Consider the following 15,438-nt stretch of genomic DNA (forward strand, 5'->3'; position numbering starts at 1 on the left):
TCGGGCGGGTGTGGTGGGTGAAGTGGGGGAGTGTCAGGTGATGGTGCGCGGCGCGCGGTCTATGAGACGCACTCGCTTTGGATCTTCTCGCCGGCGTAGTCGGCGAACTCGTTGAGATCGTCGACGACCGGGCACAGTTCTTCAAGGCGTGCGTAGGCCTCGTCGCCGAGGATTACGGCGATCCCCTCCAAGTGGTTACCGCGGGCGAATTCGCGCGCTGCCTTGGTGGGCCAGCGACCGCGGCGCTTGGGGAGTGTGAATGTCTGGCCTTTCCATTCGAGCGTGACAACGGCCTTGTTGAGCGCTTCACGCTCGGCGGCCGCCGCTGCGGCATCGTCGGCGTCCAGGTCCTCGCCGACGATGGGCGTGAGGTGGTCGACAGTTGCGGTGCTGTTCTTAGCCATTCGGGTCGGTCACTCCTAGTTCGCGTTGACGGTTTGCGATCGCCTCTTGCATTGCCGCGGGCAACCCTGGCGCGTTCGCCGGTGGTGGGGTTTCCTCCGGCGTGTAGTGGGCCGCTCGATCCCTCAACTTAGCCACATGAGCCGCTTTCGCTTGCATAGCTTCGATGGCCTGCTGGCGCTCTTCGGGTTTGAGGGGACGGCCGGGGTAGATCTGGCCCGTTAGTGCCTGATAGACCGATGCGCCAATGTAATCGGGCTCGGTCCATACATGCCGGCCATGGTTGTTGGCGATCGCGACGGCCGAGGTCGCTTGGGCCCGGCGTAGATACACCCAAACCTGTCTGAGAGTGAGCTCGCCGCGGAACCGATCGAGGTAGTTCACCCCGAGTCGTTTGAGGTCGAGCTCGACGTCGGCCTCGTGGTCGTCGAGGAGGTGCAACAGGTCTGGGATTCCGCCGAACCACCGGTCGACTGAGGTCGGTGTCTCAGGCAGCGGGGACACGCCGACCGCGTCGGCCATCGCGTCGGAGAGTTCTCGGTAGTCGTCGAGGATCGGGTCGGTGCTACCGATCGACTGGCCGGCGAGTAGCTCGTCGACCGCGGCGACCCATTGCTCGTTGCGAATGAGCCTGAGCGGCCAGCGTTCTAGCGCCAGCGGTACGCGGATCTTGTTGCCGCGGAACCAAACCGTCGCATCGGTAGCACCGAGTGCCTCTAACCGAGCGGCTTCGCTCGGCACTGCCTACAGGCCGAGCTTGTCGACTAGCTCGGGCTTGGTCAACGATTCGAGCTCGGCCTCGGTGTAGCCGGTGCCGTCATCGTGCTTGACCTTGCCGTGCGCGTACGCATACGCGACCAGGTCGGACTTGTTGGCGTTGCGGGTCGGCACCGCGGACTCGACGGGGAGCTCGCCGAGCACTTTACCGTCGCCGTCGACGACCTCGGCGGCGTCGCCCTCCTGGCCCTCGGCCGGCTCGCCGACGACCTGCTCGGGGTAGTCGGCCGGGGCGACCTGGGTCACCGCGGCACCCGATCGGCGTGTGGTCGAGGGTACGAACAGGCCGTCGGATTCGGCTGTCTCGTCGACGAACTCGACGTCGCCGCGTTCCTTGAGCACCTTGGCCGATGCCTCGTCGACCTTGAACACCGATCCCTCTTGCCGGCCCGGGAGTGCCTTTTTTGCCTTGACTGTCTGCACTGTCGTTCTCCTGTTCTGGTGGTTACGCGATGTGCGTAATGTGCTGGTCAGGCGGCCTTTTGGGCGGCGTAGAGTTCGCGGTCCGAGTTCGGGAACACGTCGACCTCGATCTCGCGCGGCGATGCGTTGCCCTCCTGATCGGTGACCGTCTCGCACCAGAACCGGCCGGGCATCTTGGAGATGAGCCGATTGACACCTCCGGCGGCTGTGCGCTTCTCGACTGCGAACCACGCGTAGAGCGCATGGGGCACAACGATCGAGGTGTCGGTCGAGCCGGGCCAGATGATTGCCTGGGTGGCCGGGTTGTCTTCCAGCGCAGAGACCTTGGTCGTGTGGGAGAAATCCTTGTCGGCCACGATGATCGTGCCGTAGCCCCACGCGGGGATCTTCTGAGAGTCCCACTGGCGACTCTGCTCGATACCGGCATCACCGACCAGCAGGCCGAGGAATTCCCACTTGCCGGTCGTGGTCACGAACGGATCCGTCACCGTGGCAGGGATATCGGCGGTGGGCAGCGTAGCGGCCCGGTAGATCAGGACATCGGCCTCGGCCCACAGGCGAGAGGCCACATTGGCGGGGTTGCCGGCCATTGGCGTTGCTCCTAGCTGGTCTAGTGATCGATCATCGGGACAACGGCCGGCAAGGTGAACGAGGCCAGGTCTGCACCTGTGTCCGAGTCCCGTGCTGACACGAACGCCGCGCCACCGCGCCGGATTGTTGCCATTCCATCGGGCAAGTGCGAGCGAAGATAGCCATCCGCGAGCGCTGCGACCCGCTTGGCGAGTCGAGAACCGCGGGCACGCACCAGGATCCGAATGGTTGGGTCGCGTTTGATGGGGTATTGCACGGGTCCCCCGTCATCGCTCACGGTGACGAGGGGCGGGTCGGTTCGTAGGGACCAATCATCAGGTATCCCGTCCTCGGCATCCTCGACGCGGCATTGCCCGCCGAGTTCGGCGACCGTGGACGGAAGAATGAAAAACTCGCGCAGCGACGCCATTACGGCGGGCACCGGGTCAGCGTGAACTCTCATCGGATATCCCAACCGAGTTCGCCTGCCGCCTTGGTGGCCGCGCCGTTCTTCGCTTGGTCCTCAGCGCCGACGACGACGGCCGACACGGTGCGGTCGGTGGTGTAGTCCTCGACGTGGCCACCGGCGCGCGAGGCACCTTTCTCGGCGATGCCGTGGATGAACGCCTTGAGGCCGGGATCGTTCTTCATGATTCGGCCGATCGCCTTGCGGTCGGCGACAAAACCCTCTTTGCGGGACCGGCGCGGTGGCATTATGTGCGCCCTCCGCCGTGGAATTCGGCCAGCACGACGAGCTGGCGACGCTCAACCCACTGCGACTCTTGCCGTTTGACCAGCGCGCGGCACTCGCGATCGCGCACGATCAGCCAGTCGCCGTCACGGATCGGTGCGTCGAGGGCGTCGAGGTCCAGGACCACAGTGAAGTCGGCCTCGACGCTCGGGCCGGTACCGCCGAACCTCACGCGGGCATCGCCGGGCAGCACGGCGCGGGCGGTGAGCGGGATCGGGTCGCCGTCGGGCTCAACGATGCCGTCGTGCCGACGTCCGGCGGGCACCACGACGACCTGTTCGCCGAGGCTCACGTCGGCGGCCCAACGTCCGAACACGCGGACGTGGCTGGCCCGGCCGAAGTCGTCGTAGTGGGTCACACCCGGGGTGGTGAGCTCGAATAGGCGGCCCTCGTGGCGTACCGCGGCGGTCGACTCGAGTGCCTTGGTGTCGTCGTCGACGGGCAGCGCCCCGCGGGCCTCAAGGGTCGCGATCGTTGCGCCGGCGAGTTCCTCAGTGCCGCCGGTGACTTGCCAGGACGCGTCGGTCTTGGTGACGGTGCGCTCGGTCAGCACCGGTCGGCCCCATCGGTCGAGTGCAGGCGGGTCGGCGGGTTCGCGGATGACCAGCTCGACGGTGTCGGGGCCGAGGGTGGAAAGCAGTTGCGCGACGCTACGCATCGGTTACCACCGCCTTGGGCCGCAGTCAGTGAATGCGACATCGAACGGCTCGAATGTGGCTTGCGGGAGCGCAGACGTCGACAGGCCGAGCGCGATCAGATGCCGGTCATCGAAATCGAGGAGCTTGGCCGCGTCGGCGTAGGTGATCGAGGTGGTTCGGCTGTCGGTCTGCGTCATCACCTGGCGCACCCGCGGGTCGTCGAGGCCAGCCGGGGACAGTACCGACGAAACTACGTCGTAGGTGATGAGTCTCGCCTGAACGGCGAGCGGGTCGTTGGTCGACAGGCCAGGCAAGCGCGCAGGGTCGCGAATCCAGTCGGCCGCGGCCTGCACCAGGAGCTCGACGAGGGATCGTTCGCCGGCCGTGAGCACGCGCGGTGCGATCATCGCCGCGAACTCATCGACCGTCAGGAACGGTTGCGTGGGGTCCACTCGTCGAGCTCCTCGGTGTGGCTATTCGCTGGTGCTGTCGTGCGGGCGGGCGACGGCTTCCTGTAGCTGGCTCTTGGTCATCTCGCCGGCCTGCTCCTCGGTCACCGCGCCGACCTTGACCGCGTAGGCCTTCCAGACGTCGAGCGTTGCGCTCTTGGCGGGCCGACCGTCGCCGAGTTCGGCACCACTGGCCTGTCCTGCGTCCCCGTTGACGCCGGGGATCGCCTGGCCCTCTGCGAGATTCGCCCCGCCGCCTCCGCCCACGACTGGGTCGCCAACGGTGACGATCGGCCCATCGACAGGGAGGCCGGCGGCCAGGTCGTCGCCGGGCGGCACGTCGGCGGCCTTGGCGAACGGTGCTGGCACCGCGCGGCCCCCGATGTACGTGGGGACAGCGAGGCGTGCGGCCTCCGATTTGGACAGCGCGACCTTGTCGCCCCGCTTGTACCGGCGACGCACAGCGTCGTCGCCGTCGCCCTCGATGCGGTGGAACGCCGAGGCGACTAGGACGTAGGTGCCTGCCTTGGCGGCGCTCACGGGGTCACCAGTCCCGTCAGCCAGAGGCCGGCCTTGGGCTGGTCGAGCGCCATGACGCGCTTGTGCGTCATGTCGGCGCGCCAGGTCTCGGTGGGGCCACCGTTGGGGCCGTTGCCTTCCGGGTAGAGGCCGGTCATTTCCAGCGGGCGCGTGTCGGAGTAGAACCCGATTACCTTGGTCTGGCAGAGCAACAGGCGATCCTCAGGGAATGACATCGATCCGATGATCTTGCGACCGAGGATCGTGCCCGGAAGCTGGCCGGTCAGCAGTGGGGTGTCCCCGGCGATGTTCCCGTTGTAGACCTTGAGGAACTTCTCGTTGTCCAGCAACACCGGCAGGATGCCAGGGTTGAGAATCACCGCGTCCGGGTCGAACCCGGCCCATTCCTCGGCGCTGGCGACGTCACCGTTCGGCGTGGCGAACGTGATTTCCTTGATGCCGAGCGCCAGATCGATTCGCGGGTTGCCGTTGGCGGTATCCCACGCCGCAGCGACCGGCATCGTCGGCACCGCGTTCGACAGCAGCAGGGCCCGCAGAGCGCGATCGTTGGCACGCTTGAACGTGTTGCGCAGCTGAGTCATTTGCGTGTTGACTCGACCGATCCTGTTCTCGTCGCGCATTTCGCGCGAGATCCGAACGGCGAGACCCTTCTTGTTCGCCACGGCGACGCGGGGCACGCCCATCTCGCCGTAGGTGACGGGGATCTCGGCGAACTCGGCCACATCTTCGACGTCGCCAACGAGGAATGTCGGCTCGCCCTCGGTGTAGCCGACCAGGCCCGACGGGTTAGGGCCCTCGTCACGAAACACGGTGTCGGTGATGAAGATGTTCTTCATCAACTCCATCTGCTTAGTGGGCACCATCATCGGCGACCCGATCAGGTCGGCTACGGTCGTGCGCGGACCGTCCGAGATGCTCACAACTCCGGTCTTAGCCATCTTGGCGCTATCTCCTTTATCTCGACCGCGGTCGCTAGATCGCCAGCCGAACGAGGCCGAGCGGATTGGTGGCGACGACAACGCCGCCAGGCTGAGTGCACCGGCCGACGATCGTCCGGGCGTCCGGGGTGGCACCCGCGGGGGTCACGGTGCCGTTGGCCGCTGCGATCAGGAGATCACCCTGATTCGCGTTGGCGGCGTACACCATTGGCACCTCGTCGCCGTCGTAGGCGACAGCGACGGTCTGCGGGAGCACGACGGTGTTGAGCACCGGCCGCCCCTGGCCGTCGGTGGTTGCCTGAGTGTTGACGTCCTCGGGGGCGATCGCGTCGGTCAGCGCGACGCCCGCGGGGCGCATGGTGGCGGCTGCCCACTCTTGAATGCGGCCGCCGGCGACGTATTCGACGCCGCGGCCGCCTCGAACGAACTTGCCCGCGGCCGGCGAGTATGTCCGCGGCCCCGTCTTGGTGACCTGAATAGTTCCGGGCATTGTGCTGTCTCCTCCTCAGATTCCGTGTGGGCCTACAGGTCCCACGCCTTGTATGCGGGGAGATCAGTAACCTCGCCGCCCTGGCCGCCGCTACCGGCCAATGCGACCGGGTCAAGTGAGTGACCGAGCTCGGTCATCGGCACCGCGGTCTCGGGCGGAATGTCGGCGAGGAGCTTGGTGGTGCCGACCTCGTCGGCCCGCATGAGAGCCACGAAATGGTCCTTGCGTGCCGGCGGAATCTTGCCCAGGCTGATCGCGGCATCGACAGCGGCAGAGATCCGCTGAGTTTCGAGCGCTGCGTGCGCCTGTGCGCCGAGCTCGGAATTGGTGCGCATCGTCGCCAGGGTGCCGGGGTCGACGAGCGTGAGCCCGACCGCTGCCGCGGCCTTGGTGGCTGCCTCTACGGCGGCTGCATCCGGTTCGGTCGGCTTGCCGTCGGGCGGTGCGCCCTCACCGGAGCCCTTGCCCTCGTTGATCTTTGCGATCACGTCCTCATCGCTCGCATCCTCGGGGAGCCCGAGAGCGTCGAGGACTGCCTTGTTGGTCGCCACGGCGGCCTCCTCCTTCGGTACGGGGCCACCTTCGGGCCCGTCATCAGCCCGCGCCGACGGCGCGGGAGCGGCCTGGCGGCCGGGGTACTTGAACATCGCTGCGACCTTGGTGATCGCCGCCGTCGCGGCGGCCTCGACCTCTTCACGCTTGCCCGACTCGTCGATCTCGGTAGCGAGGCCAGCGTCTTTCGCTTCGGCTGCGGTGTACCAGGTTTCGCGCTTCATGGCCCGGGCCCAATCGGAGACCTCCCCGCCGGCCCGGTCTGCATAGAACGCGGCCATCGAGCCGTTGAGCTTTTCCAGCGTCTTACCTGCGGCGATGAGCTCCTCGGCGGTTCCCATCAGCCCGCCGCGCGCGTTATGCACCATCATCTGGCCGTATTTGGACATGACGACCTTGTCGCCGGCCAACGCGACGAGCGACGCGGCACTCGCCGCCGCGCCGTCGACGTAGGTCGTGGTGCGCCCGGGGTGGCGAATGATCGCGTTCGCCAACGTGATCCCGTCCCACGCTGAACCGCCCGGCGAGTTGATCCGCACGGCGAGCTCGGTGTCGTCAGCGAGCGCCTCGATCTGGCCGACGAGGTCATTGACATCAACACCGCCGAAAAACGGGTCGGCACCGATGACGTCGTAGATGTGCAACGTGATCTGTTCGGTTCCGGTGTCTGCCTTGGCGGTCGGCTGCGACCACTTGAACCATGCTCGGCTGCTCTCAGGCACCGGTGTCCTCCTGTGATGGGTCGGGGGCCGGCGCAATCGAGTGCGCCGGGTCGGCCGGGGGTAGAGCGGGCTTCGGCTTGCCGGCGGGCGGCTCGGCGTCGGGGTCGCCCTCGTCAGGCTTGGCGGGGAGGTCGAGCACCTGTCGCAAGGATCGCTCGATGCGCAGATCGGGTGCCAGGAGCCCGGCCTCGACGAGCATCTTGAGCGCTGCCGCGGTGGCGTCCTGCTGTGAGCCGATGGGCGAGAACACGATCCGCGGGCAACGGGTGTCTACGCCGAAATTCAGGTCGACGAGATCCTCGATGATGTGCGCTTGGATGATCTCGGCGTAGTAGGCCGCCGCGGCGTTGAGTGCCTGCACGAACGGGCGCTCTTGGACAGCGGCCAGGGCGTAGGAGCCACCGCCGTCGAGGTTCAAGAAATGAGCCAGGCCAGAGAGCGCGATGGCCTTGTCGTGGTAGACGATCGATGCGCGAATGTCGGGGAGGTTGCCCTGCACACCGAGCAGTGAGAGCGACTGGCCTTGTGCAAGGCCGACACCCGAGTGCAGGCCGCCGCGGAATCCGCTCGCGATCCGCTGCATCGCCGCGACCTCTTTGGGATCGTTCGGCTTGCTCGCGATACCGACCGGCACACCCATGCCGTTGCGTCGGGCGACGGCAACCTCGATCTTGAGGAGTTCGTTCTTGAGCAACCAATGCTTGTAGCTCGATCGGAGGACCGAGCGCCCCTGCCAGTGACCAGGGCGCTTGTTGCGCGAGTAGACAACGAGCCGGTTGATCGGGATCTCGGTCGGATTGATCCCGTAGAGAATGTGTTTCGTCGCCGCTGGCGCGAATTGGGTGATCGAGTCGAGACCGCCGTCGAGGGCCGTGTCGAAACTCTTGATCGTCCATTGCGGTCGGGGGCCGAGCTTGCGCAGCACCGCGCGGCCGTCGGCCTCGCGGCGGTAAACCTGTTCAAACACAGCATGACCGAACTGGGGGACCGGGCTGGCGACCTCGCGCAGATGCGCCATGAGGGAGAACCGGCCCTTGCTGCGGCCCGCATCGTCGACGGCATCCTCGCCCACAACCGGTATGCGCAGGCACCGCGAGATGAGCTGAACCGCTTCCGGTGGCGCGCCGTTCGGGTCAATTCGCCACTTCGCCGAAACGATGGGTAACGAGATCGATTCGAGCAGGGACGTCACCCGAGAGTCGTCGTTGTCCATTTCGAGGTAGACGTTGACGGCTTCGGGCCATTGGAGCTGGGGGACCTTTTCGAACGGATCCCAATCGATCCACGAGTTGCCCGCCGCGCCATTGCCGTTGACGTATCCGCGTTCGCCCATGGGCATCGCGGTTTCGACACGAGCGGTCGCCGCGGGCCGGCGCAACCCGGTTGTGGGCGCGCCAGCAACGACCCGCCGCGCGACAACGTGCCGCGGCCGGGTAATTACAACCGTGTCATTCGCACCCATCGGTGCCTAGGTTGACAGGTCCCAATCCGCAAAGTGGCTACTTGTCGTCGCGAATTCTGCGAGCTCATCGTGCGGTCCAACGTCGTTACCGGCCACCGGAAGCGCCGCGGGCACGTCCTCCTCTGCGAATTCGAGCACGCCCCACAGCGCCAACATGAACGCCACGACCTGCGCAACCGAACCCTCTTGGGTGTCAATCACCTCGTCGCCGCGCGGCAATTTGCGCATCGCGGCCTGCTCGATTCCCTCGCGGATGATGGGCTGATCTGTGTGGCAGATATCCCCCGAGAACGCGTGATCGATGAATAGCGTTGACGCGGTCGCGAACTCGTTGAGCGACGTAACCCGCAGGTCGAACCCGAGCCGGCGCATCGTGGGCACGAGGTCGACACCGGGATCGTGGCCCTCGATGATGATCTCGACGGGGTCGAGCATCTGAATCACAGTCAGCAGGTAGCGGGCGGCCTGGCCGATGTTCATCTTGGCGTATTTGCCGAGCTCTAGCGCCACGTGGCCATCGGTGGTGCGCTGGCCGGCGGCGAACGCCCACCATTGTTTGTCCTGCGTTCTGCTGATTGCGATCACGACCTGACCGACGAGCACGGCATCGAGGCGCGTGAGCGGCACCCACACCTCCTCGATCGGAATGATCGGCTCTCGGCTCTCCTGAGTGGTCGGCCACTCACCCCAACCGAGATAGTCCGCCTCCCACAGTGCGACGCCGGCCGCGTTGATGCACAACACCTTGCGGATTGCGTCGATATCGCGGTCTTTCGAGATGACACCATGCGACGGCGATGCCAGCCGCCACAGCTCCCGGTCGAGTCGGGCCTCGGCACGCTCGCGCTCATCTTTCGGCGGCGGCGGCGCACAGTACTCCGAATACCAGAGATCAGGGTCGACTTTGGCGGGGTCCTGGTGGCCGGCCATACCGCGATCACGAACACCGGTGAAGATGTGGCAGTAGGGATGAATCGATGCGACCGGTGCCGTGCTCGTGTAAATCGTCTGCGCGTTCGGGCTCGCGATCTGCGCACCGGCCAGCGCGGCGACCTCGGCTTCGGTGAGGTTGTAAGCCTCGTCGAACACCACGAGGTCGATGCGGTCCATACCGCGACCGAGGTCGGTTGACCGGACACCGCAACGGAAATGCGCGATCTTGCCGCCGCGCGCACGGATTTCTAGATCGCCGCGGCCCTGCGTCCCACCGGTTTTCGCGATGATCCGCCCGAGCAGATCGGGCCGGCGCTCCCCGTTGTCGTCGAGCTGGCCGAAGTTCTTCTCGATGATCTCGACGACTCGCGCGAACACCTTGTCGGCCGTCTTGCCACGCTGCGCTGAATAGACGACGTCTTCGCCGAGATAGACCAGCCCGTACAAGATCCGCCAGATCATGATCTCGGTCTTGCCCTGCTGGCGGGTGTCCACGAGACACCCATCGCGGTGCAGCCAGAGACCGTCGTCGCGGCGGGCCGTTATCCCACGGAGCTCGAACCATTGCCACGGCATGACGCGCGAGCCGGTAACTCGCGATGCGAATTTCGCGGCCTCGACGGACACACTGAAGTCGGCACGCTCGAACTCAGGGTGTGCCGAGTGATACCTCGGGTCCTGGGGGCCGTCGAGCCGAGGCCAGTACCCCACCCACAGTGGCGGATCGGCGTGGTCGTCGCGGTTCGCGGGCCCGGAACTCGCCGGCTTGGTCTCCGGTTTCTTCCGAGCCCGGCGCGGCTTAGTCGAGGTCGAGGTCTGCGTCGGGGTCCGGCTCATCGTCCGATCCATTGGAGGGGCTCGGCGGCAATTGCGCACGCTGCCTGGCGATGTCCGCGAGCAGCGACGCGAATAGCTTGGCCTGTTGCCGTTCCTCGGAGACCGCAGCGTCGACCTTGAGCGTGAGCTCGATGTAGAACGCTTTGCGATCGCCCGGAGGTGTCTCCCCGGCCAGTATCCGGCCGAGACCGAGGCTCATCATCGCGCCGGCGTCTCCGCGCAACGTGCGGTCGAGTGTTTCCAGGCGATCGGCTACACGACAGGCTTGCTCGACGAGGAGCTTGATCCCGCTGGGATCCGTTTCGCGCCACAAATCTGCCCGCAGATTGGCCCCGGCGGTCGGTTTCCACCGTTTTGCCGCCGATGTGCGCCGTGAGGGTGCCGAAACAGCCTGTCGTGCACCGGATTTCGCCCGCTTCCGCGGGCTCGTTTTGGCTTGTGGCGCAACGTTTTTCGGCTCGGGCGGACTACTCGAGTTCGATCGGGCTGCCATCTAGGCCGCCCGCCGCGCGAAAAATCCGGCCCCGCAAAAAAAATGACTACCGCGCCGGCAGTCAGGCCACCCCGCCCCCTCAGGAAAATCGGGGGTGGGGGGGTGTGACCGCGCCCACGCCGCGAGCCGACCGCATAACCGCAGGTCAGAGGCTTGCGCGGTGGTCCTCATGGTATGCCTGGCGAGCGGTCGGTCGGGTTGACCTCGCCGCGATCGTTGATGAGCACCACCTCGGGCGCACCGATGAACCTCGACCACCGCACAAGCGGGACGTCGCAGGGCTCGTATCCAGGCGGAACCGTGTAACCCTGCGACTTGGCCCATTGCGGATGCATGGTGATCCGACCGTGGCAGCCTGTTGTGCCCGAGCCACATACGAGCATCAGGTTGCCGAGTGTGCCTCGGCCACGCTGGCTCGCGTTCACTCGGTGGTGTGCGTTGTTGGCCCCGTACTTGCCGCATACCTCGCAACAGTGCAGTGCTCTCTCCCGAAGGTCACGCCGAACGGCTTGCGTCACAGTCGAGGATGACGATTGACGTTGTCTCACTGGTCGTGTCATCACGGACCCGGAAGTTCGCCGATGATCACACAGCGGTGACCACATGCGGAGCACTCGAACTCGGTGTGCCATCCGCAGATATGCCCCTCGATGTCGATGACTACCTGGGCTGTCCACCACTGGCCCCCGCACTTGGAGCACGTTTCGTTGGTCGACGAGGTCTGATCGGCGTGCGGTGTCCCGATGGGTATGACCTGCGCGAGTTCCGGTTTCGCGCACGGATGTGAGGGGTTGTCGTTCACAAGACCACCACCCGCGCGGGGGCCCATCTCGCATAGCTCGCACAGGATTTGGCTGTGCTTGGTGGTGAGTTGCGCGCCGCCGACCCATGCCGGGCTCTCGCCGCATCGTGCGCACTTCAGGCAGTCCGGGCACGTGAGCAGCGTGTGACGTTCACGCAGCCAGCCGCACGACTCGGCAACCCCCAACGCGTCGTTGGCGTCCTCGAACGCGCTGGCCTCGTCGTCGCCGTCGTAGAGCTGGCCGCAGACATCGCATTTCGCCTGGTAGAAGGTCACTGGCATTGCGGTCATGGGATCACCGCTGCGTTGATGGTCTCGACGATGTCTGTGGGGACGTTCCACAGGCCGAGTGCGCCCTTGCAGGGGATCGGTTCGGCCAGTGCCCGAGGGTTTTCGAGCACGAGGTGGGTGATGCGTCGACGCTCGCGGCCGCCGTGCTCGACGTAGCCGGATTCGCCCCACGGTGGGCAGCAGCGTTTCCCGTCGGGATGGACGTCGACCAGGTCCACGACGCCGATGATTGCGCCCATCTCGAACGGGTCGCGAGGCAGCGTGGTTCGGCCGTCCCACCATCGGTTGTGCTCCCGGAACGCGCTGCGCACCAGGAACGAATCCTCGCCGCGGTCAGACCAGCGGGCGCCAGCGTGGATGGCCAACGGGCCGCGGTAGGACCACAGTTGCGTACGGTTCTCGACACGCTTGCCGTGGAAGATCGCCCATGCCCACGGCTGTTGCACGGTCAACGCCTTCATCAGACGCCCACCCCGACCCACCAGTCGAGCGTGCCGAGGCGGTGAGCGTGCTGGTCGGGCCAGTAGGCCGGCGCGAGTCGCCAGCTCCACGTGCCGTTGAGCGCCTCGATCGTCATCACCCGCGGGCCTGTCTGCCCTAGCCGCCGTATGGACGTCTTGACGCCGCTGTAGGGCCATGGCTGTTGGCGTTGACTCTGCCACTCGACGATCTGATCGAACGTGTCGCCAGCGACGAGGATGATTCCCGGCACAGGGGTCCGCAGTCGGCCTGTGTAGCCGTATCCGGCGTTCTCCGGGTCAGGCTGGTCGGGCAGCCAGTCGGCCGGGATGCGCGGGTCACGTTCGGGCTGTAGCGTGCCGAGCTCGCCGAGCGACGTCACATAGCGAGCCTCACCGGTCAGCGGGTGACGCCGAATCTCGATCAACACACGGTCTCGTTCGGTCATCGTCTGACCTCGATACCGCGGCTGCCGTTGCAGGGGTTGGCGGGGTTCGCGCTGCACGGTGTGCCGACAGGCTCAGCGTGGAATCCGTACGGCTCGACTGCGCACGTGTGCTTGCCGGCCTGGTGTCCTTCGACGTGAACGTAATCTCGGCTGAACGCCAGGATCGCGATCCGGTCGTCACAGTGCTTGCAGGGTTCGGGTTCTGCGCCTCGGATGGTCACTCGTCCGCCTCCTGTGTCTCCTCGCCGATCTCGCCGTCGGTGTCGACGTGCTCGGCGACGAACGTCAGCGCCAGGTGGCCGCTGTACTGCTCGTACGCGGCGTAGCTGTAGACCGCGGGCCCGGTGATCACCCAAGGGAACTCGCGCCCTCCGATGAGCGGCTGTGAGCCGGGGGCATGGTGGAACTCGGCCGGGTACGCCTCCAGATCGAGCACGAGGATCGTCACCTCGACGAGATACAAGCCCGACGGGGTGCGCGTGAACTTCGCGCCCTGCTCGGTGATGAGCCACGGGAACGGTTCGCCGTCGACGTCGAACCGGTGCTCATCGATCTCGCCCTCGACGGGAACTACGTTGGCGTTGTCGCAATGGCACCGGTGCCGATACACCACGGTTCGAGCGATCGGCGTGATCATCAGCCGAGCACCTCGCGGATAGCGGTGTTCAAGCGGTCGGCCAGCGTGCGATCGTTGAGGTCGCCCTCGACGATGCGGTCGGCCACCGCGACGAGCTTCGCGGGGACTTTCGTGCCGGGTGGGACCACCGCAACGATCGGCTTGTCGAGCATGATCGAAAGGCCAAGCTCCACAGCGAATTTCACGTCTGTCGGGCCATTGGGTACCAAGCTGATCGAGGCGGCCGAGTCGCGCAGCTTCGGAATCAGCTCGGTGCGCACGCGTCGGGCGTAGTCGCGAAACTCCGGGGTGTCGAACGGATCGTCGGTGTCGGGCACGGGGTTACCTCCTAGTGGTGGGAATAGCGGGAAGCGGGCGACGAAGGCCTCGGCGAGTACCCGGGCGATCGCGAGACGGTTGGGGCCGGGGTACGGACCGGCAAAGCCCCGAGTGAGCGCCACGAGCTCCTCGGTGCGCGTGAGCATCATGATGTCCCCGTGGGGAACGAGAGCAGATGTCGCGGTAGCGGTATCGCCTCACCATTGGTGCCGAACAGCAACGGCGGCTCGCCGAGGCGAACCACCTCGTGAAACTCGTAGAGCTCGCGCACGGTGTCCGGTTTCGAGCGGATCGTGGCGGCGTCGACGTTGCCGGTGCGCGCGGTGGTCTGCGTCCAGCACGGGCGGCCGGGGAGGGCGTAGTGCCAGCCGCCGGCGTCGACGCCGAACCATGCGTAGTAGGCGTGCCAGCATCCGGGCCCGTCGCATCGCCAGATCGCGCCCCGTTCCTGCGGGCCGAGCACGCGCACCATGCGGGGTGTGGGCAGCTCGACGGCGGCCATGGGCACGCCGATCCCGTTGCGCCTCACTGGTTGAGCGCCTTGTCGAGCGCCGCGAGTGCCTCGTGGTAGCCGTCCATGAACGGGTAGCCACACACGATCTCGTCGCGATCGAGGAGGAGGATCTCGGGGCTGTTCTCGACGTCCTTGAGCGCCTGGGCGTAACCCTCGGTCCGCTTGTCGATCACCAGGACGTGCGCGGCCAGCTCGCGGGCCTTGGCGCTCACGCGGTCAAGCTGGCCAGGTGAAATAGACGAGGTCGCCGAGGAGTGCTCGGGTGTCGGTGTACTCGTCGAGCCCGTTGAGGTGGTCGGGGTTGAGTGCTGGTCGCTGGTCGTCACGTGAGCCATCTCCTCGTTGTTGGTTACAGGTGCGGTGCAACAGGCGGTTTGCGGTGTTGCCTGCCGTGCCGTGTTGCGCTCGGGGCCGTTCGTGATCGGCGCACAGAACGCCGCTTGTGCGGTCCCCGCGGGCTACTGCCTCGGCGTTGTAGTCCCAATTCCGCGTGGGATCGCGGAACATCTTGCGGGCGCACCACCAACACGGAGTGCCGTCAATGTGCCTGAGTAGCAGGCGATCTCGGTGCACTTGGTGGTCGTAGCCGAGGCCCTTTTGCGTGGTGCTCTTTCGAGGCCTCGGGGTGGTGTTGGGCACAGGGTGAGTGTGCAAACGCGAGGGGACAGGCCCGGGGTTGTCGCGCCGAGTCGGCCTCGAGCGTTGTAAACGAATACTTGACAAGATCGAGCGTGTAAACGTATCATTTACAACATGCAGATCGAGGACAGCGCCCGCAAGCACGGCATTACCGAAGCCGCCATGCTGCACGCGGTCGCCAACGCGCTCCGCATCATCGAGCAGGAATACGACGGCGAAATCCGTCAGCTCGTCATCGGCCCGGACCAGTCCGCCCGCCTGCTCGAAATCGTCGTCGTCACCGATGAGCCCGTGCGGATCATCCACGCCGACGTATGCCGCCCGAAGTTCTACGACTACCTGTAAGAGGGGTG

26 protein-coding genes are annotated in these 15,438 nt (G+C 66.1%); 1 reads left to right on the forward strand and 25 read right to left on the reverse strand.

Translation table 11 applies throughout. The annotated features are described in order from the left end of the window. Nucleotides 1-59: 59 nt before the first annotated feature. The 25 genes from BST13_RS33535 to BST13_RS33645 all read right to left on the reverse strand — a co-directional run bounded on the left by BST13_RS33535 (nucleotide 60) and on the right by BST13_RS33645 (nucleotide 14,953). Nucleotides 60-404, reverse strand: a complete 345-nt coding sequence (locus BST13_RS33535) for a hypothetical protein (protein WP_083169886.1) — start codon at nucleotides 402-404, stop codon at nucleotides 60-62. Next, nucleotides 397-1,143, reverse strand: a complete 747-nt coding sequence (locus tag BST13_RS33540; RefSeq protein WP_095533813.1) for a hypothetical protein — start codon at nucleotides 1,141-1,143, stop codon at nucleotides 397-399. The genes BST13_RS33535 and BST13_RS33540 overlap by 8 nt, the downstream gene beginning before the upstream one ends. A 3-nt stretch (nucleotides 1,144-1,146) precedes the next feature. Further along, on the reverse strand, nucleotides 1,147-1,602 hold the full coding sequence (locus BST13_RS38495; protein ID WP_095533814.1) for a hypothetical protein: 456 nt from the start codon (nucleotides 1,600-1,602) through the stop codon (nucleotides 1,147-1,149). 47 nt (nucleotides 1,603-1,649) lie between these two features. Next, the gene (locus BST13_RS33545; RefSeq protein ID WP_083169888.1) at nucleotides 1,650-2,192 is read right to left on the reverse strand and encodes a hypothetical protein; all 543 of its coding nucleotides are present in this window, start codon (nucleotides 2,190-2,192) and stop codon (nucleotides 1,650-1,652) included. Nucleotides 2,193-2,212: 20 nt separating this feature from the next. Further along, nucleotides 2,213-2,635: a hypothetical protein gene (locus tag BST13_RS33550; RefSeq protein ID WP_083169890.1), complete on the reverse strand. Its 423-nt coding sequence runs from the start codon at nucleotides 2,633-2,635 to the stop codon at nucleotides 2,213-2,215. After that, entirely contained in the window at nucleotides 2,632-2,886 is a 255-nt protein-coding gene (locus BST13_RS33555; protein ID WP_083169892.1) for a hypothetical protein, read from the reverse strand. Before BST13_RS33555 ends, BST13_RS33550 begins: the two co-directional genes overlap by 4 nt. Next, nucleotides 2,886-3,581: a hypothetical protein gene (locus tag BST13_RS33560; protein WP_095533815.1), complete on the reverse strand. Its 696-nt coding sequence runs from the start codon at nucleotides 3,579-3,581 to the stop codon at nucleotides 2,886-2,888. The genes BST13_RS33555 and BST13_RS33560 overlap by 1 nt, the downstream gene beginning before the upstream one ends. A gap of 3 nt (nucleotides 3,582-3,584) precedes the next feature. Next, a complete protein-coding gene (locus BST13_RS33565; RefSeq protein ID WP_245839913.1) occupies nucleotides 3,585-4,013 on the reverse strand; it encodes a hypothetical protein in 429 nt (142 codons plus the stop codon). A gap of 21 nt (nucleotides 4,014-4,034) precedes the next feature. Further along, on the reverse strand, nucleotides 4,035-4,550 hold the full coding sequence (locus BST13_RS33570; RefSeq protein ID WP_083169894.1) for a hypothetical protein: 516 nt from the start codon (nucleotides 4,548-4,550) through the stop codon (nucleotides 4,035-4,037). After that, nucleotides 4,547-5,488, reverse strand: a complete 942-nt coding sequence (locus BST13_RS33575) for a phage major capsid protein (RefSeq protein ID WP_083169896.1) — start codon at nucleotides 5,486-5,488, stop codon at nucleotides 4,547-4,549. Before BST13_RS33575 ends, BST13_RS33570 begins: the two co-directional genes overlap by 4 nt. Before the next feature lie 34 nt (nucleotides 5,489-5,522). Continuing rightward, nucleotides 5,523-5,978: a hypothetical protein gene (locus BST13_RS33580; RefSeq protein WP_083169898.1), complete on the reverse strand. Its 456-nt coding sequence runs from the start codon at nucleotides 5,976-5,978 to the stop codon at nucleotides 5,523-5,525. Nucleotides 5,979-6,010: 32 nt separating this feature from the next. Continuing rightward, entirely contained in the window at nucleotides 6,011-7,252 is a 1,242-nt protein-coding gene (locus BST13_RS33585; RefSeq protein ID WP_142282901.1) for a head maturation protease, ClpP-related, read from the reverse strand. Then, nucleotides 7,245-8,585, reverse strand: coding sequence for a DUF935 domain-containing protein (locus BST13_RS33590; protein ID WP_245839914.1), 1,341 nt, complete (start codon nucleotides 8,583-8,585; stop codon nucleotides 7,245-7,247). Before BST13_RS33590 ends, BST13_RS33585 begins: the two co-directional genes overlap by 8 nt. A 135-nt stretch (nucleotides 8,586-8,720) precedes the next feature. Next, the gene (locus tag BST13_RS33595) at nucleotides 8,721-10,484 is read right to left on the reverse strand and encodes a hypothetical protein (RefSeq protein WP_211296251.1); all 1,764 of its coding nucleotides are present in this window, start codon (nucleotides 10,482-10,484) and stop codon (nucleotides 8,721-8,723) included. Next, nucleotides 10,447-10,797: a hypothetical protein gene (locus BST13_RS33600; protein WP_083169904.1), complete on the reverse strand. Its 351-nt coding sequence runs from the start codon at nucleotides 10,795-10,797 to the stop codon at nucleotides 10,447-10,449. The genes BST13_RS33595 and BST13_RS33600 overlap by 38 nt, the downstream gene beginning before the upstream one ends. A gap of 347 nt (nucleotides 10,798-11,144) precedes the next feature. Then, nucleotides 11,145-11,312, reverse strand: a complete 168-nt coding sequence (locus BST13_RS39205; protein ID WP_158087246.1) for a hypothetical protein — start codon at nucleotides 11,310-11,312, stop codon at nucleotides 11,145-11,147. Nucleotides 11,313-11,536: 224 nt separating this feature from the next. Then, on the reverse strand, nucleotides 11,537-12,070 hold the full coding sequence (locus tag BST13_RS33605) for a hypothetical protein (RefSeq protein WP_083169906.1): 534 nt from the start codon (nucleotides 12,068-12,070) through the stop codon (nucleotides 11,537-11,539). After that, nucleotides 12,067-12,531, reverse strand: coding sequence for an ASCH domain-containing protein (locus BST13_RS33610; RefSeq protein WP_083169908.1), 465 nt, complete (start codon nucleotides 12,529-12,531; stop codon nucleotides 12,067-12,069). The genes BST13_RS33605 and BST13_RS33610 overlap by 4 nt, the downstream gene beginning before the upstream one ends. Then, nucleotides 12,531-12,977: a hypothetical protein gene (locus tag BST13_RS33615; protein WP_083169910.1), complete on the reverse strand. Its 447-nt coding sequence runs from the start codon at nucleotides 12,975-12,977 to the stop codon at nucleotides 12,531-12,533. The genes BST13_RS33610 and BST13_RS33615 overlap by 1 nt, the downstream gene beginning before the upstream one ends. Next, nucleotides 12,974-13,198 (reverse strand): hypothetical protein, encoded by a 225-nt coding sequence (locus BST13_RS33620; RefSeq protein WP_083169912.1) that lies wholly within the window; start codon nucleotides 13,196-13,198, stop codon nucleotides 12,974-12,976. Before BST13_RS33620 ends, BST13_RS33615 begins: the two co-directional genes overlap by 4 nt. Further along, nucleotides 13,195-13,614 carry a hypothetical protein gene (locus tag BST13_RS33625; protein ID WP_083169914.1) on the reverse strand — a complete coding sequence of 140 codons (420 nt, stop codon included), beginning with the start codon at nucleotides 13,612-13,614 and terminating at the stop codon, nucleotides 13,195-13,197. The genes BST13_RS33620 and BST13_RS33625 overlap by 4 nt, the downstream gene beginning before the upstream one ends. Continuing rightward, the gene (locus tag BST13_RS33630; RefSeq protein WP_142282902.1) at nucleotides 13,614-13,931 is read right to left on the reverse strand and encodes a hypothetical protein; all 318 of its coding nucleotides are present in this window, start codon (nucleotides 13,929-13,931) and stop codon (nucleotides 13,614-13,616) included. Before BST13_RS33630 ends, BST13_RS33625 begins: the two co-directional genes overlap by 1 nt. Nucleotides 13,932-14,077: 146 nt before the next feature. Continuing rightward, nucleotides 14,078-14,461 (reverse strand): hypothetical protein, encoded by a 384-nt coding sequence (locus tag BST13_RS33635; RefSeq protein WP_083169918.1) that lies wholly within the window; start codon nucleotides 14,459-14,461, stop codon nucleotides 14,078-14,080. Further along, entirely contained in the window at nucleotides 14,458-14,658 is a 201-nt protein-coding gene (locus BST13_RS33640) for a hypothetical protein (protein WP_083169920.1), read from the reverse strand. Before BST13_RS33640 ends, BST13_RS33635 begins: the two co-directional genes overlap by 4 nt. 4 nt (nucleotides 14,659-14,662) lie before the next feature. Next, complete coding sequence (locus BST13_RS33645; protein ID WP_245839915.1) at nucleotides 14,663-14,953, reverse strand: hypothetical protein; 291 nt, start codon at nucleotides 14,951-14,953, stop codon at nucleotides 14,663-14,665. 246 nt (nucleotides 14,954-15,199) lie between these two features. On the opposite strand from BST13_RS33645, the gene BST13_RS33650 reads away from it, so the two are divergent. Further along, nucleotides 15,200-15,430: a hypothetical protein gene (locus BST13_RS33650; RefSeq protein ID WP_083169924.1), complete on the forward strand. Its 231-nt coding sequence runs from the start codon at nucleotides 15,200-15,202 to the stop codon at nucleotides 15,428-15,430. Nucleotides 15,431-15,438: the final 8 nt, after the last annotated feature.

The sequence above is a fragment of the Mycobacterium aquaticum genome, from assembly GCF_002086485.1.
Lineage (GTDB): Bacteria > Actinomycetota > Actinomycetes > Mycobacteriales > Mycobacteriaceae > Mycobacterium > Mycobacterium aquaticum.